The 24,701-nt window shown below is 57.9% G+C and carries 23 protein-coding genes; 9 read left to right on the top strand and 14 right to left on the bottom strand.

The genetic code is table 11. The annotated features are described in order from the left end of the window. The first annotated feature begins 176 nt into the window (after positions 1-176). Positions 177-1,067, top strand: coding sequence for an Rpn family recombination-promoting nuclease/putative transposase (locus tag ABU178_RS18470; protein ID WP_397217635.1), 891 nt, complete (start codon positions 177-179; stop codon positions 1,065-1,067). 56 nt (positions 1,068-1,123) lie between these two features. Here the strand turns inward: ABU178_RS18470 and ABU178_RS18465 are convergent, their stop codons facing one another. The 9 genes from ABU178_RS18465 to ABU178_RS18425 all read right to left on the bottom strand — a co-directional run bounded on the left by ABU178_RS18465 (position 1,124) and on the right by ABU178_RS18425 (position 10,305). Next, positions 1,124-2,239, bottom strand: a complete 1,116-nt coding sequence (locus ABU178_RS18465) for a mandelate racemase/muconate lactonizing enzyme family protein (RefSeq protein ID WP_397217633.1) — start codon at positions 2,237-2,239, stop codon at positions 1,124-1,126. A 37-nt stretch (positions 2,240-2,276) separates the two neighbouring features. Further along, on the bottom strand, positions 2,277-3,056 hold the full coding sequence (locus tag ABU178_RS18460) for a GntR family transcriptional regulator (protein WP_397217631.1): 780 nt from the start codon (positions 3,054-3,056) through the stop codon (positions 2,277-2,279). Positions 3,057-3,069: 13 nt separating this feature from the next. Then, positions 3,070-4,446, bottom strand: a complete 1,377-nt coding sequence (allB, locus tag ABU178_RS18455) for an allantoinase AllB (RefSeq protein WP_397217629.1) — start codon at positions 4,444-4,446, stop codon at positions 3,070-3,072. Continuing rightward, positions 4,443-5,372: an ABC transporter substrate-binding protein gene (locus ABU178_RS18450; RefSeq protein ID WP_397217627.1), complete on the bottom strand. Its 930-nt coding sequence runs from the start codon at positions 5,370-5,372 to the stop codon at positions 4,443-4,445. The genes allB and ABU178_RS18450 overlap by 4 nt, the downstream gene beginning before the upstream one ends. After that, positions 5,369-6,421: an alpha-hydroxy acid oxidase gene (locus ABU178_RS18445; protein ID WP_397217625.1), complete on the bottom strand. Its 1,053-nt coding sequence runs from the start codon at positions 6,419-6,421 to the stop codon at positions 5,369-5,371. Before ABU178_RS18445 ends, ABU178_RS18450 begins: the two co-directional genes overlap by 4 nt. Continuing rightward, positions 6,408-7,928 carry an amino acid ABC transporter permease/ATP-binding protein gene (locus tag ABU178_RS18440; protein ID WP_397217623.1) on the bottom strand — a complete coding sequence of 507 codons (1,521 nt, stop codon included), beginning with the start codon at positions 7,926-7,928 and terminating at the stop codon, positions 6,408-6,410. Before ABU178_RS18440 ends, ABU178_RS18445 begins: the two co-directional genes overlap by 14 nt. 34 nt (positions 7,929-7,962) lie before the next feature. Then, positions 7,963-8,856: a transporter substrate-binding domain-containing protein gene (locus ABU178_RS18435; protein ID WP_397217621.1), complete on the bottom strand. Its 894-nt coding sequence runs from the start codon at positions 8,854-8,856 to the stop codon at positions 7,963-7,965. A 75-nt stretch (positions 8,857-8,931) separates the two neighbouring features. Then, a complete protein-coding gene (locus tag ABU178_RS18430; RefSeq protein ID WP_397217619.1) occupies positions 8,932-9,903 on the bottom strand; it encodes a D-2-hydroxyacid dehydrogenase in 972 nt (323 codons plus the stop codon). A gap of 9 nt (positions 9,904-9,912) precedes the next feature. Continuing rightward, a complete protein-coding gene (locus ABU178_RS18425) occupies positions 9,913-10,305 on the bottom strand; it encodes a RidA family protein (RefSeq protein WP_397217885.1) in 393 nt (130 codons plus the stop codon). Positions 10,306-10,659: 354 nt separating this feature from the next. Between ABU178_RS18425 and glyQ the strand changes: the two genes are divergently transcribed. The 3 genes from glyQ (at position 10,660) to ABU178_RS18410 (ending at position 14,181) form a co-directional block, all read left to right on the top strand. Beyond that, the gene (gene glyQ, locus ABU178_RS18420; RefSeq protein ID WP_397217617.1) at positions 10,660-11,571 is read left to right on the top strand and encodes a glycine--tRNA ligase subunit alpha; all 912 of its coding nucleotides are present in this window, start codon (positions 10,660-10,662) and stop codon (positions 11,569-11,571) included. Positions 11,572-11,580: 9 nt separating this feature from the next. Continuing rightward, entirely contained in the window at positions 11,581-13,650 is a 2,070-nt protein-coding gene (gene glyS / locus ABU178_RS18415; protein ID WP_397217615.1) for a glycine--tRNA ligase subunit beta, read from the top strand. A gap of 342 nt (positions 13,651-13,992) precedes the next feature. Next, on the top strand, positions 13,993-14,181 hold the full coding sequence (locus tag ABU178_RS18410) for a hypothetical protein (RefSeq protein ID WP_397217613.1): 189 nt from the start codon (positions 13,993-13,995) through the stop codon (positions 14,179-14,181). A 381-nt stretch (positions 14,182-14,562) separates the two neighbouring features. On the opposite strand, the gene ABU178_RS18405 is transcribed toward ABU178_RS18410, so the two are convergent. Next, positions 14,563-15,174, bottom strand: a complete 612-nt coding sequence (locus tag ABU178_RS18405) for a glutathione S-transferase (RefSeq protein ID WP_397217883.1) — start codon at positions 15,172-15,174, stop codon at positions 14,563-14,565. Between the two features lie 44 nt (positions 15,175-15,218). Further along, complete coding sequence (gene fdhE / locus ABU178_RS18400) at positions 15,219-16,148, bottom strand: formate dehydrogenase accessory protein FdhE (protein ID WP_397217612.1); 930 nt, start codon at positions 16,146-16,148, stop codon at positions 15,219-15,221. A gap of 264 nt (positions 16,149-16,412) precedes the next feature. On the opposite strand from fdhE, the gene fdhD reads away from it, so the two are divergent. Continuing rightward, on the top strand, positions 16,413-17,237 hold the full coding sequence (fdhD, locus tag ABU178_RS18395; protein WP_397217610.1) for a formate dehydrogenase accessory sulfurtransferase FdhD: 825 nt from the start codon (positions 16,413-16,415) through the stop codon (positions 17,235-17,237). Here fdhD and ABU178_RS18390 read toward each other — a convergent pair. Beyond that, positions 17,234-18,013, bottom strand: coding sequence for a DeoR/GlpR family DNA-binding transcription regulator (locus ABU178_RS18390; protein ID WP_397217608.1), 780 nt, complete (start codon positions 18,011-18,013; stop codon positions 17,234-17,236). The genes fdhD and ABU178_RS18390 overlap by 4 nt on opposite strands. Positions 18,014-18,197: 184 nt before the next feature. On the opposite strand from ABU178_RS18390, the gene ABU178_RS18385 reads away from it, so the two are divergent. The 4 genes from ABU178_RS18385 to ABU178_RS18370 all read left to right on the top strand — a co-directional run bounded on the left by ABU178_RS18385 (position 18,198) and on the right by ABU178_RS18370 (position 23,641). Continuing rightward, the gene (locus ABU178_RS18385) at positions 18,198-19,538 is read left to right on the top strand and encodes an aspartate aminotransferase family protein (protein WP_397217606.1); all 1,341 of its coding nucleotides are present in this window, start codon (positions 18,198-18,200) and stop codon (positions 19,536-19,538) included. 171 nt (positions 19,539-19,709) lie between these two features. After that, complete coding sequence (sodA, locus tag ABU178_RS18380; protein WP_397217604.1) at positions 19,710-20,327, top strand: superoxide dismutase [Mn]; 618 nt, start codon at positions 19,710-19,712, stop codon at positions 20,325-20,327. 277 nt (positions 20,328-20,604) lie between these two features. After that, a complete protein-coding gene (locus tag ABU178_RS18375) occupies positions 20,605-22,545 on the top strand; it encodes a methyl-accepting chemotaxis protein (protein ID WP_397217602.1) in 1,941 nt (646 codons plus the stop codon). Positions 22,546-22,678: 133 nt separating this feature from the next. After that, positions 22,679-23,641 (top strand): VirK/YbjX family protein, encoded by a 963-nt coding sequence (locus ABU178_RS18370; protein WP_397217600.1) that lies wholly within the window; start codon positions 22,679-22,681, stop codon positions 23,639-23,641. A 9-nt stretch (positions 23,642-23,650) separates the two neighbouring features. On the opposite strand, the gene ABU178_RS18365 is transcribed toward ABU178_RS18370, so the two are convergent. Together ABU178_RS18365 and mtlR are read right to left on the bottom strand one after the other, a co-directional pair. Then, the gene (locus ABU178_RS18365; protein ID WP_397217598.1) at positions 23,651-24,013 is read right to left on the bottom strand and encodes a YibL family ribosome-associated protein; all 363 of its coding nucleotides are present in this window, start codon (positions 24,011-24,013) and stop codon (positions 23,651-23,653) included. Between the two features lie 92 nt (positions 24,014-24,105). Beyond that, positions 24,106-24,651 (bottom strand): mannitol operon repressor MtlR, encoded by a 546-nt coding sequence (mtlR, locus tag ABU178_RS18360; RefSeq protein ID WP_397217596.1) that lies wholly within the window; start codon positions 24,649-24,651, stop codon positions 24,106-24,108. Between the last annotated feature and the right edge of the window lie 50 nt (positions 24,652-24,701).

Genomic DNA, 24,701 nt, shown 5'->3' with positions numbered 1-24,701 from the left:
GGGGGAAAAGGGTAGTCAGACAACGCCGCGCCAACAACTTTTCCGCGCGGGAAGCGTTTATGTTGAACCCCGGTCAGCACCGGAAACGTTAGCTGAACGGGTAAGCGGGTCCGCTAATTTTTTTCTGTTTTGGCTGTGCTAAGGTGCGCGGGTTCTATTTTCATTCAGGGATGATGATGAATAATTGCGCTTCGCCCACGCCCCATGACGGACTGTTTAAAACCTTTCTTACCCATCCGCCCACGGCGCGGGAATTTCTCACCTGTCATCTGCCGCCAGCGCTGCTTGAGGTGTGTAACCTTGACACGCTCCAGTTAGAGTCAGGCTCTTTTCTGGAAGAGGATCTGCGCCCTTATTTTGCCGATATATTATATTCGCTGAAAACAACAGACGGCGACGGCTATATCTATACGCTGATTGAGCATCAGAGCAGTGGGGATAAACATATGGCCTTCCGGCTGATGCGTTACGCTATCGCCGCGATGCAACGTCATCTGGACGCCGGTCATGCGCATCTGCCGCTGGTGGTGCCACTGCTGTTTTGCCACGGTCGCGCCTCGCTGTGGCGTGCGCCGATGAACTGGCTCGATCTGTTCAGCGATCCCGAGCGTGCTCGTCAGCTCTATACCCGCAGTTTTCCGCTGATTGACGTTGGCGCCATGTCTGATGATGAGATAATGAAGCATGGCAGCATGGCTCTGTTGGAGCTGATGTTTAAGCATATTTTCATTCGCGATCTGGCCGTGCTGGAGGATAAGATAGTTGAGCTGTTGCAGGCTAAAATGAATACGCCTGAGCAGCGCGACGCACTGTTAAACTGGGCTGTGCAAACCGGCGATACGGCTCGGCCACAGGCCTTTTTACAGGCGTTGGCCCGCCGCTTACCGCAGTATGAGGAGACCTTTATGACTATTGCAGAAAGACTGAGGCAGCAAGGGAAGGCTGAGGGCGAACAGATAGCCCGGCTGAAAATTGCGCAAGCCATGCTCAAAAAAGGCGTTGATCCGATTATCATTATGGAAACGACCGGACTCACGCAGCAAGAATTAGTAAAAATTAAGCACTGATTCTTCCCCTCAGGATGGCGTTGGGAGAAGAACAGTGCTGCGTCCCGGCTAAAACCTCAATCCCTGACCAGGAACTTCTCGATCACCGCCTCGTTCGGCGTGACGCCCAGGCCAGGCTCGGAGGGCAGCCAGGCGTAACCTTCGGCGATACGCACCGGGTTCTGCGCCAGCGAACGGCTGATTTCGCCTGGCTCAACGCAATACTCCATCACCAGCGCATTCTCAATGGCGCAGAGGAAGTGCAGCGAGGCAGCGGTATTAATATCGGTGGTGAAGTTGTGGTTGCACACTTTACGGCCACGGCTGTGGGCATAGCTGGCGATCTCCATCGCCTGCGTAAAGCCGGTGCGCGTCAAATCGATCTGCACGATATCAATGCCGCCTTGATCAATCAGGCGCTCAAAGCCCACTACCGAACACTCCTGCTCGCCGGCGGCGATATGCTGCTGGCAGGCTGCGGAAACCTGACCATAACCGGCATAGTTATCCGGGTGCAGCGGCTCTTCAATCCAGAACAGGTTAAGGTGTTCATAGCGCTGGCTGCGGCGGATGGTGGTTTTGGCGTCCCAGACGTGACCCACATCCAGCATCAGATCGATATCGTCGCCCATAGCATGACGCAGCGCGTCCAGATAACGCAGATCCTGCGCCTCGTCGGTACCGAACGGCTCCCAGCCAAACTTCACGCCGGTATGACCGGTATCGATGGCGTGACGCGCGCGCGCTACCGTCTCCTCAACGCTGAACTGGAACATGTTGGAGGAGTAGACGCGCATCTTGTCACGCATCGCGCCGCCCAGCAGCTCAACGATCGGTTTGCCCAGCGCTTTGCCCTTGATATCCCACAGCGCGATATCAATTCCCGCCATCGCCTGCAATACCGCGCCGCTGCGGCCGTAATAGATAGTCGCGCGATGCATTTTCTTCCACAACCGGGTGGTTTCCAGCGGGTTTTCGCCGATCAGCAGCGACTTCAGGCCGGTGACCATGGTGTGAGAATAGGGCGCTTCGATAATCGCTTTGGTAACGTACGGGCTGCCGTCCACCTCGCCCCAGCCGACAACACCGGCATCGGTACTGATTTTGATCAGCAGCGCGTCCTGAGAGCTGTCGGTGCGCTGTTCTATCACGGGAAGCCGCAGGTAAAAGGCTTCAACATTGGTGATTTTCATCGTGGTTTTCCTGGTATTAAAGGCGTAATCAACAGCATCAACCGGCGGAGGAGCGTTGCTGGCGGCGCTGCGCAATAATGGTTTCGTAATCCACATCCAGCGCCTGAATGCGGATGTGCTGCTCAATCTCGTCGGAAATTTTGGCGATATCCCCTTCAGCAAAGACGTTCACCAGCCTCTGATGCTCCTCAATGATGTCGCTCATCGATTTGCCCATGGTGGAAAGACCGAAAATCACCGTGAGCTGACGAGCGATCGACTCCCACAAATTGCTGAGCACCGGGTTATGAGCAAAGCTGCAAAGCGTGCGGTGAAAGGCGGTATCCGCTGAGGCGAAGCCGTAAACGTCGTCGCGCTGCATCATGGTCTGCATGTCGGCCACGGCCTGATAGAGCTTTGTGAGCTGCGGCGCGCCGTTCCTGCCCGCCTCGATGGCGCGGCGGCAGGCCAGCGTCTCCAGCGGGATGCGCACGTCGATAATCTGCTCCAGTCGCTGATGGGAGATTTCCATCAGGCGGATCCCTTTATAAGGTTCGCTGGTGACGATGCCCTGGCTTTCCAGAATGCGCAGCGCTTCACGGATCGGTACGCGGCTCATGCCGAGGCGCGCCACCAGATCGGGTTCTGCAATGCGGTCGCCGGGTAAAATAAGTCCGCGCGAGGCGGCGGCAAGAATAGCGTCTACCGCGTGATCCACCAGCGTGCGCGGCCGGGCGGTGCTCCATTCCTGCGATGCGTTATCATCCTGCGCGAGCGGCGCGTTGGCGTTTCTCTTTTTGCCTGCGCGGCTCGCCAGCGATGTCGACTTTCCTGCCATGTTGTTGTCCTGGTTATGCCTGTCGTGTCACGAACTCACCGAAGCCGGGTTCAACCTGCATCCGATCATCGTTGTAAACCGTGACGCCACGAATCAATGTGCGCACCACTTTACCCTGACAGGTCATGCCTTCAAATGCGCTCCATTTGCCCAGCCCCTGGAATTTCGCGCCTTCGACGCGCCATTCGATATTCGCATCGTAAAACACCAGATCGGCATCGAAACCCAGGGCGATAGCGCCTTTCCGACCCCAGAGTCCAAAGGCGTGCGCCGGTCCGCTGGCGGTCATACGGGCAAATTCACGCAGCGGCATACCGCGTTTGCTGTGCGCCTCGCTGAAGAACATCGGACTCAGCGTCTCCACGCCGGTCAGGCCCATGCCTGCGTCCCAGATACTTTCAAGCCCGGCAAGCTTCTGCTCCGGGGTGTAGGGGCAGTGATCGGAGGCGATCATGTCGATCCCGCCGCGCTCCAGCACTTGCCATAACGCATCCACTACCGGACGGGGACGAATCGGCGGGCCACAGCGGGCGTTCGGCCCGATACGCACCAGATCGTCCTCGTCGAGGATCAGATAATGTGGACAGGTTTCGAAGGTAGCGCGGACCTCAGCCCTGGCGGCAATAATGGTCTCAGCGGCGCGTGCGGAACTGACATGAACGATATGGCAGCGCGCGCCGGTCTCGCGCGCAATCGCCAGCACGCGGCCAACCGCTTCAATCTCGGCAATCTCCGGGCCAGCCAGCGCGTGGGCGCGCGTATCTTTACGTCCGGCCTGGCGCAGCTCGCTGCCCGCGCCGATCAGAATGTCGTGGTTTTCCGCATGGACGCCAATCAGTCCGTCAAAGGTCGCCAGCTCGCGCATCGCGCGCAGCAGGCCGTCGTCATCCAGGCGCGGCAGGCCTTTCTCATCCGTGGCTTCACCGTTGGGCGCGCCGCTACAGAGAAAAGCTTTAAAGGCGATAGCGCCTTCTTTATCTAACGCGGCGAGCTGATCGACATTATTGCCGTCAAGCCCTGCCCACATGGCGAAATCCACCGAACAGTTGCGTTCCAGCCAGCTGCGCTTAGCGACGAAGCGATCCAGCGTGGTGGCGGGCGGCAGTGAGTGCGGCATCTCGACAATCGTGGTGACGCCGTGCGCCGCCGCGCCGCGCGTCCCTTCACGCAGCTCTTGCTCGGGAAAATCGTGCGAGCCGGTAAAGTGGGTGTGCACGTCAATCGCGCCGGGCACCACGATCAGGCCGCTGGCGTCGATCACGTCGTCCACTGCCGGGCGCAGCGCGCCGCGCGTCAGCAGGGCGGCGATTTTGCCGTTGTCGATCAGCAGGTCGACCGGCTGCTCGCCCTGTTCGGTAACAACCAGACCGTTAATAATCAGCGTTTTCATGCCGTCTCTCCTGGATGGGTTACCAGCGCCGTGTAAGGCACCGGCAGAGAAGGATCAAGCCAGCCGATGTCGCTCAGCAGCTGGCGGAAATGGTCAAACTCCGCGCGGGGGATCAGGGTTTGCGGCGCGAAGACCTGCGCCTGCTGATAAGCCGCAATGCCAGTAACCAGCGCAGCCAGCGCGTAGCCGGGATAGCGCGACTGGATCTGTTCGGCGACGTCCAGCGCGTCATGCTGCTGTAGCCAGCGCAGCGCCTGGGCGATGGCGCGCGTAAAGGCGGCAAAGGCGGCGGATTTCTCCTGCATCACATCCGCGCGGGCGATATAGGCGCTCCAGGGCACATTGCCGCAGGGTTCCGCCAGGCTGGCGACGCTGTGCAACATGCCGTTGGCGATGGCCGGAGCCAGCGCGTGCATCGAATGCAGGGCGTAATCGGCATCGCCAGCGGCGACCGTGGCATAGTCCCGATCCTCATCGCCGCTGCCGGGCAGCAGCGTTACCGCTTCCGCCAGTCCGTGCTGACGCAGCAGCCAGCGAAAAGTGAGCGTGGCGGTGCCGACATTGCCCACGTCAATCACGCGTTTGTCGCGCAGGTCGGCCAGCTGAAAATCGGGCTTCGCCTGTGCGGCTGCCAGAAACCAGGGATTGGCCGCCACCGACGCGCAGAAGCAGCGCAGTTCCGGCCCCTTCTCCTGATAATTTTTCATGACTACCATTGGACCGCCCAGCGTCAGATCCGCTTCGCGGTTGATCACCGCAGGCACCTGTCCGCCCTGAATGGTATGGCCGCCGGACTCGCTGGTGATAAAGCTGATCACCAGATCCTGCTCAGCGAAAAAGCCCAGCCTGTCAGCAAGATAGTGGGCGCAGTAATAGATACGGGATTCGCTGCTGTCGCCCTGATTGAGTGTTAAGCGATGCGTCATGCGGACACCTCAATGAGAAAAGCGGGATTAAGCTGCGCCATATCGCTGACGCCGCACCAGTGGCTGACGGCGGCGATTTCATTGATCCAGCCCGAAAGCAGCTCAAAGACGGCGGTTTCGCCGCCTGCCACCAGCGCGCTGATCACCGGACGCACGCTCAGCGACAGGGCGGCGCCCAGGCAGCGGGCGACCACGGCGTCGCTGCCGCTGCGCACGCCGCCATCCAGCAGCAGCGGCAGCGCGGTGGCGGCGCGCAAAGCAGGGAACTGATCCACCGGCGTGGCCCAGCGCGCGCTCTGGCGCAGACCGATATTTGAGGCGATCAGGCCGTTAACGCCATGCGTTTCGGCCAGCGCGGCGTCGTCAGGATGCAGTATTCCTTTCAGCAGCAGCGGCAGGCCCAGCCCGGCGGTAAATTCCGCTACGTTGGCGATCTCCTGCCAGCGCCAGACCGGAAATGCAGGCAGGGGGGCAACGCCCGGCTCGCTGCCGCCAATGGTGCGCAGGCCGCGTTTGCTCAGCGCTTCGCCGACCGAGAAGCCGCCCGGTTGCAGGCCTGCTACCGGATGCACCGGCGCCAGCACCGTGAGAACAATCGCTTTGAAGCCGCTGTTGGCCGCCTGCGCGATCAACGATTTAATGCGGCCGGTATCGCCAGCGGCGCGCAGCTGCAGCCAGCAGCGATCGTATTCATCGCCAATGGCTTCCAGCGGCGTGACCGTCTCTTCGGAGATCACCAGCGGCAGTTGCAGACGCTTGCAGGCGCGGGCGATGGGCAGCAATCCCTCTTGATGAAAAATCTGGTCGCCAGCGAAGGCGCCGACGCCAATCGGCGCGGCCCAGCGTTGGCCGCCCAGCGAGACGCCGGTTTCGATGCCGCCGTTGCCCTGCAGCACGCGCGGCAGCAGACGCCAGCGCGCCAGCGCCTGAAAGTTAGCGTCCTGCGGGTCGCCATGCCCGTCGGCAGGCTGACCCAGCATATAGCGGAACAGCGCGTCGCCCAGCCGCTGGCGGGTTTCCAACTGATAAGGCAGTTCAGGCATGGACATGTTGAGTTTCCTGTTCATGTTCAAGAAAGGTGGCAAAGTCGCGCGTCGCGGGCTGCTTCAGAATCGCAGGTGGACCTTCTTCAATCAGCTGGCCGTTTTGCAAAAACACTACGCGATCGGCGACGCCGGCTGCGAAGGCGATGTCATGGGTACTGATGATCATGGTGATGCCGGTCTGCGCCAGGGTGCGCATGGTCTGGTTCACTTCACGCACCAGTTCCGGGTCCAGCGCGGAGGTCGGCTCATCAAACAGCAGAACCTGCGGCTCGGCGGCCAGCGCACGGGCAATGCCCACGCGCTGTTTCTGTCCGCCCGACAGCTCATGGGGCAGCGAGGCGGCGAAATCTTCCAGGCCCACCATTTTCAGCGCGCGTATCGCTTTGCCGCGGGCAATTTCCGGCTGCTCGCCCTGCACGCGCAGCGGAATGCTCATCACGTTTTCCAGCGCGGAGAGGTGATCGAACAGCGCGAAGTGCTGAAATACGATGCCGATGCCCGATCTGGCGCGGTTGGCAGGCAGATGACGCTGCGCCAGCGGACGGCCCCGCTCATCGGTGCCCATAAAATGCCCTTCGGTCTGAATCAGGCCGGAGGAGCGCGGCGTCAGCGCCAGAATCGATTTCAGCAGCGTGCTTTTGCCGGAGCCGGAGCGGCCCAGCAGCACCACCACTTCGCCGCGCCGCACGGTGAGCGACAGCGATTTCAGCACCGGCTTGCCGACATACTCCACGCACAGCTTATCGACCTCCAGCACCGGCGCGGCGTTGCGGGTTTCCCAACGGCGCTTCGGCAAGTGCATCGGCATAATCGCCGTGCTGTACGGCATGGCGGCCAGGCGCGCACGGGCGCGGCGGGCGCGCTCATCCAGGTTGTAGAATTTTTCCAGCCACCACTGACCGCCCGCCAGCAGGGTGGAGAGGATCATATAGATGCCGCCAGAGGCGACCAGCACCGGAATAAACAGGAAGTTCTGCGAAACAATCGCCTGGCCGCGCATCGTCAGCTCGTTAACCCCGACCACCGACGCGAGGGAGGTCGATTTCAGCAGGCCCACGGTTTCATTGCCCATGGTGGGCAGAATGGCGCGTAGCGCCTGCGGGATTACCACATGAATCATCTCTTTGCTACGCGAGTAGCCAAAGGCCTGGGCCGCCATGCGCTGGTCGCGATCGGTCGCCATAATGCCGCCGCGAATGATCTCGGCGCAAAAGGCGGTTTCGTTGATCATCAGCGCCAGCAGAGCGCTGACAAACGGACTGAAGCGCAGGCCAAATTCCGGCAGCACGTTATAAAGCAAAATCAGTTGTAGCAGCACCGGCGTGCCGCGCAGGATATAGATGTAGATCTGCACCGGCAGACGAATAAAAACGTGCTTCGAGGTGCTGGCCAGCGCCAGAAAGAAACCGATAATGATGCCGCCCGCTAACGCGCCGACCAGCAGTTCAACTGCGATCACGGCGCCCTGCCAGAGATAAGGCAGGGTTAAATACTTTAAAAACTCATCCACAACAGGCTCTCCGGCAGGACGGTATAAAAAAGGATCAGCCGCGCGCGACGGCGGGACGTTCAGCACTGCTGCCCTGGCCCCAGTAATCGAGCAGTTTTTTCTGCGCGCCGCTCTGCTGAATCACCTTCATGGCGTCCAGCACCGCGCTACGCAGGGTGGCGTTATCTTTCGCAATCGGGAAACCCACCATGATCGGCAGGTCAACGGTAAAGGCGCTGGCAAGCGACGGATCGGCTTTGGCGATAGCAAGCGCTGAACCCGCTTCGGTCAGGTAGACATCAGCACGGCCGCTTTTCACCGCCTGAATGCTGTTGTCGGTGTTCTGCACCATCAGCATGCCCACTTCGGGTTTGCCTGCGGCAGTACACTTCTGGCTCTGCTCCGGTACCAGCTTGTTGGCTTCGTAAGTGCCCGCAGCCGCCGCGACGGTTTTGCCGCAGAGATCGTCAACGCTGTTGATTTTCTTCGGGTTGCCTTTAGCGACCACGGAACCATCCTGCACCTGCACCGAGGCGACAAAGGCGATCTGCTTTAGACGCTCGTCGGTGACGTAAAGCATCGGGCCGATATCGGCGCGACCGTTGGTGATAGAGGTGAGCAGCACGTTAAACGAACCGTTCTGATAGGTATGCTTAAAGCCGAGGCAGCCGCCGATGCGATCGAACAGCGACGGATCAAGCCCTTCAATGACAGAGGGATCTTTCTCTGACGGCGCTTCGAAACCCTTGGTATAGCCGCCAAGGCCGACAACCACCTCTTTCCCGACCAGCGCCGGATATTTGGTTTGCAGCGCTTTGCACTGCGCCATGGCAGCGAAATCGCTGGCGGCAGGCGTGATGGGATCGGTGGCGGCCTGTGCGCTGGAGAGACCAGCAAGCAGCGTGCCGGTGATGCCTGACAACAACAAAGCGAGACGAGCATATTTCATAATAAGGTTCCCTGATGCTGGTGAATGAGAAAGCGATGACCTTGTGACTTATGAACGTACTGGTGTGCGCAGCGCTTAATAGCCGCGCTGCATATCCACCTGGTTACGCAACGCCTGACCGCTGCGGTAACGCACCAGGTTATCGATAAACAGCTCAAGACAGCGATCGAGGTAGGCGCTGTGGTCGTCGAGGCTACAGTGTGGCGTCATGATCACGCCGGGGGTGTGCCAGAGCGGATCGTCTACCGGCAGCGGCTCCTGCGGATAAACATCCAGCACCGCGCCCGCCAGATCGCCAGCCCTGAGCTGCTCGCGCAGCGCCTGATAATCGAACACGTCGGCGCGGCCTACGATCACCACGCCCGCCCGTTTGGGAAGCAGTGCAAGGCGGCGGCGATCGAACAGCCGATGGGTTTGCGGCGTCAGCGGCAGGGTGGAGACCAGCACATCAACCTGCGGCAGCACGCTGTCCAGCTCGTCGATCGCGATGCAGCGGGCGACTTCCGCATCACACTGGCCGCTGCGCGTTACGCCAATCACTGAGTATCCCTGAGCGGTGAGCAATTTTGCCGCCGCGCGGCCAATACCGCCTACGCCCAGCATCACTACCGTTTTTCCGCGCGCGCAGCCGCCAAAGGTAGGTCGCCACAGGCGCTGCGCCTGATCCTGCAAAAAGCCGGGAATAGCGAAGTTGAACATCAGCGCCGCCATCAGAATAAATTCCGCGCCCTTTTCGCCGTGCACGCCCGAGGCGTTAGTCAGCGCAATGCCTTTGCGCCAGTGGGCCAGCCACTGCTCCACGCCAGCCGACATCACCTGCACCCAGCCGAGACGCGGCGTGGCGAACTGATCCAGCGCCAGTTTGCGTCCGGCCCAGAGAATGTCGCAGTTGGCGAGAAAGGCGGCGGTCTGGGTCGGGTCGCTGTTCTCCGTCAGGGTAAACTGACCACACAGTTGCCGATGTGCGTCCAGCGCCTGGCGCAAATATGCGCTGTTCAGACGCAGGGCCTCCGTCGCCGTCTCATCATTTTCAATATGAATATGCATGGAGATTCCTCAGCGCATCGCCGTGACTTCCATCTCCACCAACAGGTCGGGATGGTTTAACTGAATGCCGACGGTGGCGCGCGCCGGAAAGGGGAAGCTGAAAAACTCGCTGTAGGCCGCGTTCATCTCGTTGAAGGTGCTGAGATCGGTGAGATAGAGGGTGACGCGTACCACGTTGTCGAACGTCATATTCGCCTCGCTCAGCAGGGCGCCGACATTTTTCAATACCTGGCGCGTCTGGCTGGCGATGTCGTTGCCGACAATGTCGCCGCTCCAGGGATCGATAGCGACCTGACCAGAGATAAAAAGCATGGGTTCATGCAGCACGGCGGCGGAGAGCGGCGCCGGGCCCATCGGGCGGTCGCTGGCGTTCATGCCGGGGTAGGCGATTGCGATTTTCATCATCGTTTTCCGAACAAAAATGTTTCACCGCAATTTCGTATACGATTGTGTGCGTGTCAATGCGCTAATTTTGGTCAGCGGGTCTGTGGTGTGAACAGGGTCACAAAACTTCAGGAGGCGGGTTATGAAATAATGTACTGATAATGAATGATATTTATCTGATTTTTGTGCGGATTAATATAGCGGTAAACCCGTGCCTGTTATCGTATACGATTTTCTTATCGTAGCGGATTGGCCCGCTAAACCCATTTTCAACGCCACACAGGCCGTTCCGATTTCCGGCTGCACATCGTGCGGTCAAAGGGTTATACTGTCGCACTCTTTTTAATCCACCCGTATCCGTGCGAATTCAACATGCAAAAGTTTGATACCAAGACCTTTCAGGGCCTGATCCTGACCTTGCAGGACTACTGGGCGCGTCAGGGCTGCACCATTGTTCAACCGCTGGACATGGAAGTGGGCGCTGGCACTTCTCACCCGATGACCTGTCTGCGCGCGTTAGGGCCAGAGCCGATTGCGGCCGCCTACGTGCAGCCGTCGCGCCGTCCTACCGATGGCCGCTACGGTGAAAACCCGAACCGTTTACAGCACTACTACCAGTTCCAGGTGATCATCAAGCCGTCGCCGGACAACATTCAGGAGCTGTATCTCGGGTCTCTGAAAGAGCTGGGCATCGATCCCACCGTGCACGATATCCGCTTTGTGGAAGATAACTGGGAAAACCCGACGCTGGGCGCCTGGGGACTCGGCTGGGAAGTGTGGCTCAACGGCATGGAAGTGACACAGTTTACCTACTTCCAGCAGGTGGGCGGCCTGGAGTGTAAGCCGGTGACCGGCGAGATCACCTACGGCCTTGAGCGTCTGGCGATGTACATCCAGGGCGTCGACAGCGTTTACGATTTGGTATGGAGCGATGGCGCGCTGGGCAAAACCACCTATGGCGACGTTTTCCACCAGAACGAAGTGGAGCAGTCCACCTACAACTTTGAATACGCCGACGTCGATTTTCTCTTCACCTGCTTCGAGCAGTATGAGAAAGAGGCGCAAAAGCTGCTGGCGCTGGAGAAACCGCTGCCGCTGCCAGCCTATGAGCGCATCCTCAAGGCGGCGCACAGCTTTAACCTGCTGGACGCGCGCAAAGCAATCTCCGTGACCGAACGTCAGCGCTATATTCTGCGCATTCGCACCCTGACCAAAGCCGTGGCTGAAGCCTATTACGCCTCCCGCGAGGCGCTGGGTTTCCCGATGTGCAATAACAACAAGTAAGAGGCAGCCATGACTGAAAAAACTTTTCTGGTGGAAATTGGCACCGAAGAGCTGCCGCCGAAAGCGCTGCGCAACCTGGCGGAATCTTTTGCCGCGCAGGTGACGGCCGAACTGGACGCCGCAAACCTGGCGCATGGCGAGGTAAGCTGGTTTGCCGCGCCGCGCCGTCTGGCGCTGAAAGTGGCGAACTTAAGCGCCGCACAGCCCGATCGTGAAGTAGAGAAACGAGGCCCGGCCATCGCGGCGGCCTTTGACGCCGACGGCAAGCCGACAAAAGCGGCGGAAGGCTGGGCGCGCGGCAACGGTATTACCGTGGATCAGGCTGAGCGTCTGAGCACCGATAAAGGCGAATGGCTGGTTTATCGCGCGCAGCTGAAAGGCGAAAGCGCGCAGGCGCTGCTGCCAGCGATGATCGTCAGCGCGCTCGCCAAACTGCCGATCCCCAAACTGATGCGCTGGGGCGACAGCGACGTGCAGTTCGTTCGTCCGGTGCACACCGTGACGCTGCTGCTGGGCGATGAGCTGATTCCGGCGACTATTCTGGGCATTGATTCGGGCCGCACGCTGCGCGGTCATCGCTTTATGGGCGAGCCGGAGTTCACCATTGAGCACGCTGACGACTACCCGGAAATTCTGCGCCAGCGCGGTAAGGTGATCGCCGATTATCACGAGCGCAAAGCCATCATCAAAGCGGATGCCGAAGCGGCGGCGCGTCAGCTGGGCGGCAATGCCGATCTCAGCGACAGCCTGCTGGAAGAAGTGACCTCGCTGGTGGAGTGGCCGGTGGTGCTGACCGCGACCTTTGAAGAGAAATTCCTCGCGGTGCCGGCCGAAGCGCTGGTGTACACCATGAAGGGCGACCAGAAATATTTCCCGGTCTATGACGACAGCGGCAAACTGCTGCCGAACTTTATCTTCGTCACCAATATTGAATCGTCCGATCCGCAGCAGATTATTTCCGGTAACGAGAAGGTGGTGCGTCCGCGTCTGGCTGATGCCGAGTTCTTCTTCAACACCGACCGGAAAAAGCGTCTGGAAGATCATCTGCCGCGTCTGGAAACCGTGCTGTTCCAGAAAGAGCTGGGCACGCTGCGCGATAAAACCGATCGCATTCAGGCGTTGGCGGGCTGGATTGCCGGTCAGATTGGCGCCGACGTCAATCACGCGACGCGTGCGGGTCTGCTCTCCAAGTGCGACCTGATGACCAACATGGTATTTGAGTTCACCGATACGCAGGGCGTGATGGGCATGCACTACGCGCGCCATGACGGCGAAGCGGAAGATGTGGCGGTGGCGCTGAACGAACAGTATCAGCCGCGTTTTGCCGGTGACGATCTGCCCTCGAACCCGGTCGCCTGCGCGCTGGCGATTGCCGACAAAATGGATACGCTGGCGGGCATTTTCGGTATTGGTCAGCATCCGAAAGGGGATAAAGACCCGTTTGCGCTGCGTCGTGCAGCGCTGGGCGTGCTGCGCATCATCGTTGAGAAAAACCTGCCGCTCGATCTACAAACCCTGACTGAAGAAGCGGCGCGCCTGTATGGCAGCAAGCTGAGCAACGCCAATGTGGTGGATGACGTTATCGACTTTATGCTTGGACGTTTCCGTACCTGGTATCAGGAAGAGGGCCACAGCGTCGATACCATCCAGGCAGTGCTGGCGCGCCGTCCGACGCGTCCGGCTGATTTCGATGCGCGTATGAAGGCAGTTTCCCACTTCCGCACCCTGGAAGCGGCGTCGGCGCTGGCGGCGGCGAACAAGCGCGTCTCCAACATTCTGGCGAAGTCCACCGAAACCCTGAATGACAGCGTGCAGGCCTCGCTGCTGAAGGAGAACGAAGAGATCAAGCTGGCGACCTTCGTTACGGCCCTGACCAGCAAGCTGCAACCTCTTTTTGCGGAAGGTCGCTATCAGGATGCGCTGATTGAGCTGGCGCAGCTGCGCGAAGCGGTGGATAACTTCTTCGATAAGGTGATGGTCAACGCGGACGATCAGGCAGTGCGGATTAACCGTCTGACGCTGCTGGCGAAACTGCGGGAACTGTTCCTGCAGGCGGCGGATATTTCGCTGCTGCAGTAAACCGATGTTTTGTTTACAAGGCGGGCCTGAGGCTCGCCTTTTTTATGACGATATAAAAAGCGAGGCTAAACAATCAGCCCCGCTTTAATTGTTCTTATTTCTATTTATTTTTTAATAAATTAATAAATTAATTTTATATGAAAAGTCTTTTTCAGGCTTGATTCAAGGCTCTGTTGTAAGCCAGAAAAATTCAGAGTAATATAAAAAGCAATTATTAAAAAATATTTTAAACGCGCTTACGGACGCAGGACGAAACACTGTCCGTTTCTGGCTGGTACGGGAAAGAATTTCCTGTCAGGGACAGATTAACAGGCCGGTACCCGGCTGAAAGGGAATTCATCAATGCACGAAAAAACGCATCAACGCTCAGGCTTCCTGTTTTTTTTAGTGAATGCCGTTACGCACTTCACCTTAGCTGTAGCCGCTGTTTTTATCTCTTTCTTTTGCGTGCTGCTGGATTACGCCAGTGACCTCGCCGGTGCATGCGTCTTTATATTAATTATTTTATATGCTGTCTGTTTATTATGGTAAGTATGCGGAAGAGGCGCATATTGAAAAATATGCCCAGGTAATCTGCCTGACAAGAAAACGGGCCACCGTTGTTTATAATGAAACTTAATAGCCTGCTCTTTTAAAGTTACCATCAGGCAACGCGTGCCAGACGTCTCCCTGTACATAAAGATAAGGGTTGCCGCTTTTTGAACATTCAACAACCCTTATCCGCTGTCAGATATTTATGGTCATGGCTCATTATCCGTTTTTTTAACGTTTCGGTAGAAACGGTTTTTTTCAGCTGCGCTAATGAAGTTATTGATTTGGGCAATGCCGTCAGACAAAACAATTTTGCAGTACATGGCAGAAAAGATTTAGCCGGGCAAGGCCAGATAAAGCCTTGCCCGGTCGCAAACAGATTCAGGCGTTAGGCGGCACGGTACGGGCAAAGCTTTCGCGCCGGAACAGCTTTTCCGCCAGTTTCACCAGCGAGGGACGATTAACGCACCAGTTTGGCGCCACGCGGCGAAAGTTAAGATAGCCAATCATGCAGCCAGTCGCGATATCGGCCAGATTAAGGCTGTCGCTGTTAAGCAGCTGGCCGCTGGCCGCCTCTTTCTCCAGCGCGTCCAGCCCATGACGAATTTTCTCGCGATGGCGCAACATCACCTCTTCTGATTGCTGATCGCCAGGACGCAGCTGTTCACGTACGATCACCACCGCGGCGTCGCTGATCCCGTCTGCCAGTTTCTCTAACTGGCGGATCTTCAGCGCCAGCAGCGGATCGTCCGGTAAAAAGGCCGGCGTTTCCGCTCGGGTTTCCAGATATTCCGCAATAATGGCGGAGTCATACCAGATATGATGATCGTCAGCCACCAGCGCGGGCACTTTGCCCAGCGGGTTATAGTGCGGCACATGGCTTTCAGCATGCCAGGGGGACTCGTTAACAAACTCAAAGATGATCCCCTTTTCCAGCATCAGGACGGAAATTTTACGTACATAAGGGCTGGTATAACTGCCGATCAGTTTCATCATCTCTCTCCGTTACAAAGCTTCCGCTGATACTTTCTTCGGGGCTATTCGCCCGGAAACATAAAGGGATTCAGGCTGCTGCGGGCAAAGCCTTCCTGCTCCATACGCGCATCCAGCACCAGCGAGGCTAAATCATCTGCAACCGGCTCAACTGCCGGCTCACGCTCCTGATAAAGCATCTTCATATAGGTGCCGCAGTCGCCGCAGCTTTCCACCCGGATTGCCGTTTCGGCGCCTTCCAGCGACCAGAGATGCAGATCGCGCGTTTGATCGCAGTTAGAGCATTTGCCCGCAACCACATACCATTCGCTTTCGCACAGGTTACAGTGCAGATAACGCAGCCCATCCTGCTGCGTCGGATCCAGATGCACCACGCCGGAAACCGGCATGCTGGCGCACACCGGACAGAACTGGTGCTGTTCGCCATACTCGACGCGCGCCTTGCCCGGAATCAGCGCTGCCATCTGCGCCCAGTAGATCGACAGCGCAGCCCAGATAAAAGGCGATTTGTCGCTGTTGACCTGCGTAAAATCGCCCGCGAACAGCGCGCTGGCCATCGCTTCCAGCTCCGGCGCCGAGGCTTTTTCCAGATTTTCCAGCACCGCCAGTGCCTGACCGCTCATCTCTGGTTTCAGCTCGGCAATCAGCGAGTGCAACAGCCGCTGCCAGTGCGTGCTGCGCGGCAACGCATGGATATCCAGCGGCGCTTTACCCTCGTTCGCGCTCAGCGCCAGCCGCTCGCGCAAATCCATATGCAGCGGATGGTCGTACAGCACAATCTCCTGCGCCTGGGCAATCACAGCGGCAAAACGCAGATAGTCGCCAAGCGGATTCTTCGGCGCCAGCCGGCGCAGCCGGGCGGCGCGGCGGCTGTATAAATTTTTTAAACGCGGGAAAAGTAACGGTGGAATCTGGTCCGCCGCGGTTCCGTCGCTTTTTTCCAGCTGCTCCTGCGGGATTATGCGAATACTCATCGGGGCGTTTCCTGTTGTGTTGGGCGGAGTCGCTGTGCCTTGCGCCAGAACGATCGTCGGTATGGCAAAGCGAGCCAGGCCGACAGCCGTATTAAGCTGATGATAGCAGCCAGACACAGACACTTCTGCCCAAAATTTTATTTACCCGAACGCAAAGTCTTTGCGGTGTTGGCGTCACAGGTTCAGAATTGTCACCTGCTTGCGCCAGGAAGCGGCGCAACCTAACCCTTTATTGATGCAGCGTCAGGTCCGGAGTCAGTCAGAGTGAAACAGAGCGAAGCGGAATCCCCGTTAGTGGGGGATGAAATCACAGGCGTGCATGTCGCGCAGGTCTGGCAGCGGGATAACCTGCAAACCTCGCAGGCGGACTGGCTGGCGGACGAAGTGCCGGTGGCGCTGGTCTACAACGGCATTTCCCATGTGGTGATGATGGCGACGCCGAAAGATCTTGAGGCGTTTGCCCTGGGATTTTCACTTTCAGAAGGCATTATCGATTCACCGACGGAAATTTTCGGCATAGATGTGGTGCCGGGCTGTGACGGCATCGAGGTTCAGATCGAACTCTCCAGCCGCCGTTTTATGGGGCTGAAAGCGCAGCGTCGCGCCATGGCAGGTCGTACCGGCTGCGGCGTATGTGGCGTGGAGCAGCTGGAGCAGATTGGCAAGCCGATCGCGCCTTTACCTTTTACCCAAACCTTCGCGCTGAAAAATCTGGATAAGGCGTTGCGTCAGTTAAAAAATTATCAGCCGGTAGGACAGAAGACCGGCTGTACACATGCCGCAGCCTGGATGGACCTGGAGGGCGAGCTTGTGGGCGGCTGCGAGGATGTCGGGCGGCATGTGGCGCTCGACAAGCTGCTCGGCTATCGCAGCCGGGAAAACTGGCAGCAGGGCGCGGTGCTGGTCTCCAGCCGCGCCAGCTATGAGATGGTGCAGAAATCGGCCATGTGCGGTGTGGAAATCCTGTTTGCCGTTTCCGCCGCGACGCGCCTGGCGGTGGAAGTGGCCGAACGCAGCAATCTGACGCTGGTGGGCTTCAGCAAGCCGGGCCGCGCCACAGTCTATACCCATCCGCAACGGCTGATTTAAGCCAGAATCACCTGCCGCAGCGCCTGACGCAGCGCTGCTAAGGCGGGATGATCTGCGCCGCCGCTGTCGGTCACCAGCGTGCCGATCGCCTGCGACGGCGCATACTGGCTGCGGCTAACGACGCCCAGCTTGCTGTGATCCGCCAGCAGGATTAACTGACTGGCCTGCTGCGCCATGGCGCGGGCGATGGCCGCTTCATGAGGATGAAAGCTGCTTGCGCCGTTTTTCGCCTCAATCCCTACCGGCGACAACAGCGCCACGTCGGCGTGAAAGCGATAAATTTCGCCGACCGTCATCTCGCCGCGCGTCTGCTGCGCGCCTGCCATCATCGCGCCGCCCAGCAGGATGATCTCATTATTCAGCGTTTCAGCTTCTTCGGCGGCGCTGAGAGCCAGCGCCGCCTGCAAGCTGTTGGTAATAATCGTCAGGCCGGACATGGTGCGTAGCTCCTGCGCCAGCATGGTGGTGGTGCTCCCCGCATCAAGAAACAGCGTTTGCCCCGGCTGCAACAGCTGCGCTGCCGCGCGGGCAATGGCACGTTTCTCTTTCGCCATCGCGCCGCTACGCACGCGCAGCGGCGGCTCCGGCCTGTTCCCGCTTACCGTCACCAGACCGCCATGCACGCGGCGCGCCACGCCCTGCGCTTCCAGTTCGATAATGTCCCGTCGCGCCGTTTCCCGCGATATGCCCAGCTCTTTGATGATGCGTTCGGTACTGACCTGATTCAGCGTGGTCAGCAGGGCGCGAATGCGGTGTAGGCGTGTTTCCTGCAGCATAATAGTTATTCCCTCTCTGGCTGGCGCGGTTACAAGGGCTTAGCTTACCCGAGCCGCTAACTGCCGTCATGTGTATTTGGTTGTATTTGTGTATTTGGTTGCATTTTCTCCGAAACGCGTCATGATGAAGCCAGCAAACTTTGACCAGCACGTACCCCTTTCACCTTTTGCAACGGGAGTCACCATGGCCACACGCTCAACCATCATGGATACCAACAGTTTTCGTGCGGAGCACGCAGAGGGTCTGGATGCGGATGTTCGCAAGCTGACCGATAAACGCAGCAAGGTTCTCGGCGAATCTTATCGCCTGTTTTACCGTAAGCCGGTCCATCTGGTTCGGGGCGAGGGGCAGTATCTGTGGGATGCGGCGGGTGACAAATATCTCGACGTCTATAACAACGTGGCCAGCATCGGCCATTGCCATCCGGCGGTGATCGACGCGGTGACGCAGCAGATGAAGATGCTGAACACCCATACCCGCTATCTGCACGAGCGCATCCTCGACTACTCCGAAGCGCTGCTGGCTACCACGCCGGATGCCATCGATCGCGCCATGTATATGTGTACCGGGTCGGAAGCCAATGACCTGGCGATTCGCGTGGCGCGCGCCTGGAGCGGCGGTACCGGCATTATCGTTTCGCAGGAAGCCTATCACGGCACCAGCGATCTTACCTCCGGCGCCTCGCCTGCGCTGGGCAGCGGCCAGCCGCTGGCGCCGACTACGCGCCTGGTGCCGCCGCCGGATGCTTATCGCGTCGATGCGCCCGATCTGGGTGAATGGTTCGCCAATGAAATCCAGAAGCAGATTGACGATATGCAGGCGCACGGCATCAAGTTTGCCGGCTTCCTCGCCGACTCCATCTTTTCCTCCGACGGCGTACTGCCAAACCCGCGCGGCTTTCTGCAAAAAGCGGTGGATGTGGTGCACGCCAACGGCGGTATTTTTATCGCCGACGAGGTGCAGCCTGGCTTTGCCCGCACCGGCGACGCTTTCTGGGGCTTTGCCCGTCACGGCGTGGTGCCGGATATCATCACTACCGGTAAACCAATGGGCAACGGCATTCCGGTTTCGGGGCTGCTGGCGAAAAGCGAGGTGCTGGCCGCTTTTAGCGATGATATTCCTTACTTCAACACCTTTGGCGGCAACCCGGTGGCGATGGCGGCCGCTCAGGCGGTGCTGAACGTAATAAAAGAAGAGGGACTTCAGGAGCACAGCCGCGTGGTGGGCGCTAAGCTGCTGGCGGAGCTGAGCAAGCTCAAGGATCGCTATGCCTGCGTGGGCGACGTGCGTGGCGCCGGGCTGTTTATTGGCTTTGAGCTGGTCACGGATCGCGACAGTAAAACGCCGAACAAAGCGCTGGCGCTCGATTTGATCGAAAAGCTGCGCGATCACCATGTCCTGACTTCGGTGGCGGGTCCCTATGGCAACGTGCTGAAACTGCGCCCGCCGTTGGCGTTTCAGGAGAGCGATATCGACTGGCTGGTCGGCGCGCTGGATAAATCGCTCAGCGAGTTGAGACAGTAAGCGCAATTTACCGGTGGCGCAGGCCGTGTTTTTCCATCTGCGTCAATTCCTTATCTTTATTAAGGCATTGATTACGCTTTTATGGATCATGAATTTAACTATAATGATTCGACTGCTGACGCGGCACTCCAATGAGAAGTGCTGCCCAAACATTAAATGGAGAGGTTGAACATGAGTTATTCACTGCCATCCCTGCCTTATGCATACGACGCACTGGAACCGCACTTCGACAAGCAGACGATGGAAATCCATCACACTAAACATCACCAGACCTACGTTAACAACGCCAACGCGGCGCTGGAAGGTACTGAATTCGCTGACCTGCCGGTAGACGAGCTGATCGCTAAACTGGATCAGGTTCCGGCGGAGAAAAAAACCGTGCTGCGCAACAACGCAGGCGGCCACGCTAACCACAGCCTGTTCTGGAAAGGCCTGAAAACCGGCACCACCCTGCAGGGCGAGCTGAAAGCCGCTATCGAGAAAGATTTCGGCAGCGTGGAAAAATTCCAGGAAGAGTTTGAAAAAGCGGCTGCTACCCGTTTCGGTTCCGGCTGGGCGTGGCTGGTGAAAAAAGGCGACAAGCTGGCGGTGGTTTCTACTGCTAACCAGGACAACCCGCTGATGGGCGAAGCTGTTTCTGGCGCTTCCGGCTATCCGATCCTCGGCCTGGACGTGTGGGAGCACGCTTACTATCTGAAATATCAGAACAAGCGTCCTGACTACATCAAAGCGTTCTGGAACGTTGTAAACTGGGACGAAGCGGCAGCGCGTTTCGCTTCTGCGCGGTAAGCTTTTCCCCGCACGTTAATTCGTGATGATGAGCCGGTGAAGTTCGCTTCACCGGTTTTTTATTGTCTGCTCTCCGCTAAATGCCTGACATTTCTGCTGTTTATTGCGCTTTGCGCCGGGATATCTTTCACGCCTGGCCGCCTGCCGCGCCTAAAGTTTGCTTTTATCCTGGCGATAGACCTTTCATCAGTAACTGTTATCCACATCACCTTTTTACGCAGCGACTGTGCCAACGTCATCCTCATCGTGCACTTGAGTAACGGGAATAAAAATAACCATGTTTAACGCACTCAGTAGTCGTATCAGGAATTTGCGGGTCGGAAAGAAACTCGGTTTTGGCTTTGGGCTGGTTTTGTTACTGGCTGCCGCGATTGCGGCGGTCAGTATTTATCAGTTTCGCGATATACAGGATCGCGCCGACAAGATTAATTACAGCCTCGCCATCAGCACTGGCGTCAACGATGCGCTGGACAGCCAGACAGCTTATCAACTTAATTTCGATGAAAAAAAGATTGCCGAAAGTCAGCAAGCTTTAAAAATGGCGCAGGCCGCCTTTACGCAGATGATGTCAACGCTCTACTGGAGCCCGGAGATGCGCAGCTGGCTCGATACCTTTCCCAATCTGGTAAAGGCTTATCAACACTCGCAGAAAACCTTTACCGATGCGGTAAATACCCGCCAGGCAATTAAAAACGGCTGGAATCTCTCCGCCAGCGAAGCGGCATTTCAGGATCTCAAGCAACAGCTGGGCGTTGGCGCCGATCTGATGCTGCAGCTTCAGATGAGCAAGCTCGATTTGGCGCTGCTGGACGTGCATTACGCAGTGCGCGGCGTCGTGGCCGATCCCAGCGAGAAAAGCGCGGCAATCCTTTCAGCCTCTGCGGATAATGCCGCGGTGATGCTGGATACCTTCGCCAGCCTGGTCACCCCGGAGCAGGAGCAGTCATTACAGCCGTTAAAAAGCCAGCTGATCAGCTACAAGAAAAGCGTGCTCTCTTACGTGCCTGCTTATCAGCAAGAGATGCAGGCCGCTACGGAGATGACGCGCCAGGCAGCTGACATGAACGAGATGGTGGAGAAGCTGGTGAAGCGCGAGGTAGACATTGCGCTGAGCAGCGTGGCGCTCGGCGTGAAGATGGTCTCTCTGGTAGCGCTGGCGGCGCTACTGGTCGGCTGTATCGTTGCGTTCTGTATCACCCGTCTGATTACCCGTCCGCTGCGTGAGACGCTGACAGTCACTGAGCGCATTGCCGAAGGGGATCTGACGCATCACATCACCACCACGCGACGCGATGAGCTGGGTATGCTGCTGCATACCGTCGGGCAGATGAGCGATAATCTGCGCAACATGATTGGTCAGATTCGCGCCGGGGTACTGGAAGTTTCTTACGCCGCCACGGAGATCAGCGCCGGTAACACCGATCTCTCTTCACGCACCGAAGAGCAGGCGGCGGCGGTGGAGCAGACCGCCGCCAGCATGGAGCAGCTTAGCTCAACGGTGAAGCAGAACGCGGACAATGCGCACTCTGCCAGCCAACTCGCCGCCGAAGCGTCAAAAAATGCGCAGACCGGCGGCCAGCAGGTCAATGCGGTAGTGGAAACCATGCAGCAAATTACCCAAAGCTCGAAGCGGATCGCGGATATCACCACGGTGATCAACAGCATCGCCTTCCAGACCAATATCCTGGCGCTTAACGCGGCGGTTGAGGCGGCACGCGCCGGTGAGCAGGGGCGGGGCTTCGCCGTGGTGGCGAGCGAGGTGCGCAATCTGGCGCAGCGCTCCGCCCAGGCGGCGAAAGAGATCGAAGAGCTGATTGCGGAGTCGGTCAGTCGCGTCAACAGCGGCGCGAAGCTGGTGGAAAGCACCGGCAGCACCATGCAGACCATTGTGCAGTCGGTCAGTAACGTGCGCGATATTATGGGCGAGATCGCTTCTGCCTCCGGTGAGCAGAGCCGTGGCATCAGTCAGGTTTCGCAGGCGGTGGTGGAGATGGATAACACCACGCAGCAGAACGCCGCGCTGGTTGAGCAATCTGCCGCCGCAGCGCATTCGCTGGAGCAGCAGGCGGCGTCGCTGACGCGTGCGGTTGCGGTGTTCCGCCTGACGGAAACTAGCGCGCCGGAGAAAAGCGAGACCGCGTCCAAACCCGTTAAGCTGTTGCCTGCGCCCGTCACGCCGGTGCGCGCCGCCACGGAAACGGGCTGGGAGAGTTTTTGATAAATAAGTAAACCTGCGCTAAACAAAAGGGAGAGAGTTCCGCTCCCTTTTCATTCCTGTCCTGATATTAACCTGCCGTTGATATTCCTCGCCGTACGCTGTTATCAAACTGGTCAACACGATAATAACGCTTATGTCCATGATAACGACTTCTGCGGCGAATACCGATTCGCCCGCATCCTTGTTTTTGCAATTAGCCAGTGGGAAATATATCCCTGGTAAATTATGGGCAAGTAAACGATTTCGCCTGAAATTTTTATTACGCACGCTTGCTTTTCCTGTTACTACGCTGCGCTATCTGCGGCAGCTGTCGGCGCTGCCGGATTTACCGCAAATGCTCTCTGTACAGGGTCTGCTGCCTGCCAAGCTGCACCGTCCCTATCTGCGCGCGGGCTTCAGCGTGGAGCAACGCGCGCAGGCTATCATCGATCACTATTTTCAGCTATCCCGGCTCGACAATGCCGTGCTGAAGCAGCTTTTGCAAAGTCCGGGCGACAAGTTGCTGGCGACGCTGAGCGGTAAAAACGGAGAGGAATTTTTATTACACTGTTGTCCGGGGCGCTTCGACCGTGAGGGAGAAGTAACCCTGGAGCTGCGCTATCAAACGCAGCTTATCGCTTCACTCTCTTTTTCTTTAATTATCGAAAACAATCAGCGAACTTTATTAATTGGCGGATTACAGGGACCGCGTAAACATATTTCAAATGATGTCATTCGTGACGCCACAAAAGCAGCGCAGGGTTTATTTCCCAAGCGTCTGTTGCTGGAGGCGGTTTTTATCCTGGCGGAACATTGTCAGGTAGAAAATATCATTGCGGTAGGCGACACCACCCACGTTTTTCGCAGTCTGCGCTATCGTCACAGCAAAAACGATCATTTTTTTGCCAGCTACAGCGAATTCTGGCTGTCGCTGGGCGGCGAAGCGCGCGGCGACGGCCTGTTTCGGCTGCCGTTAAGCATGACGCGTAAAGCGCTGGAAAATATCGCCAGCAAAAAGCGGGCGGAATACCGCCGCCGTTATGACCTGCTGGATACGCTGATTCAGCAGGTTAACAGGGCGGCAGGCGTGGCGCAGCCTGAGCAGGCTGCTGCCTGATTAATCCGTTCAGAACGGCTTTTTGGCGTAGCCGGTCATCTCTTTCAGACCCAGCTCGCGGCCAAGAGCCGTCATCGGATGCACGACGACCAGGCCGCGCACGCTTTTTTTCAGCGCGCCCATATTCGCCTGCTCTTTTTTGGTGATGGTGCGGCTGAAGGGCAGCTGTTGTAAATTCTGCGCTTCTTTGCTCAGTTTCTGCTCGCGCACGTTACGCAAACGATCAATCTCATTGACCAGCGTCTCTTTCTCTTTCAGCAGCTCGCCCAGCTTTTCGGCATCGCCCGATTCCAGCAGCTGCGGCTCTTTATGGTTCAGGGCGTCGAGCTGATCGCTCAGACGTTTAATTTCAGCTTTTTCTTGCTCTTTCATGACGGCAACTCGTTAAGGAAAACAGGCAAAGGATACACGAAAACAGGCGGAAAGGGTGGCGGGATGGTTTATCCCGCCAGCGTGCAGCGATATCACACGGATGATTTTTTGAAGGCCTGCTTCAGGCTGATGCGGGAGATCAGCTCCGTCAGCGACAGCACCATGGTTGAACGCACCATCTGTTGATAGCGCTGCTGCTGCATGGCGCGCAACTCGCTGTCCTGATGAATAAATTCAGGCTGCGGCGGCCAGGCGACCACGCAGTGCAGCTCGCCGAACGGGCCAAGGATTTCATCGTCGGTAAAGCGATACTCGCTGTCGTCATGATTAAGCTCTTCGCGCAAGGCTAACAGCAGTTCGCAATCTTCATATTCATGACGGCTAATGACACCCAGCCCGTAGATCAGCTTGAGACGCACCGACAGCTCGCCCAGCGGCCCGTTGCCCAGCAGCAGCGGCTCTACCGCATACTTCACCGCATAGTCATCTTTGCGAAACACCTGCAATACCAGCAGGTTAACCGCTTCGGCCAACAGCTCGACGGCGGCGATCAGAAAGCTTCTCACCGAGCGACCGGCGTTCAGGCGCTCAAGTACCCGGTTTTCAAAAGCTTGCTTCTCTTCCATTATTGCCTGCATAGTTCTGACAACGCCCGAGGGCACAGATAGCCTGTGCCCTGACCGGGTCG

This window comes from Pantoea osteomyelitidis (assembly GCF_044342975.1).
GTDB classification, from domain to species: domain Bacteria; phylum Pseudomonadota; class Gammaproteobacteria; order Enterobacterales; family Enterobacteriaceae; genus Pantoea; species Pantoea osteomyelitidis.
The sequence above is the reverse complement of the archived record's forward strand: the minus strand, read 5'-3'. Positions and strand labels throughout refer to the sequence as shown.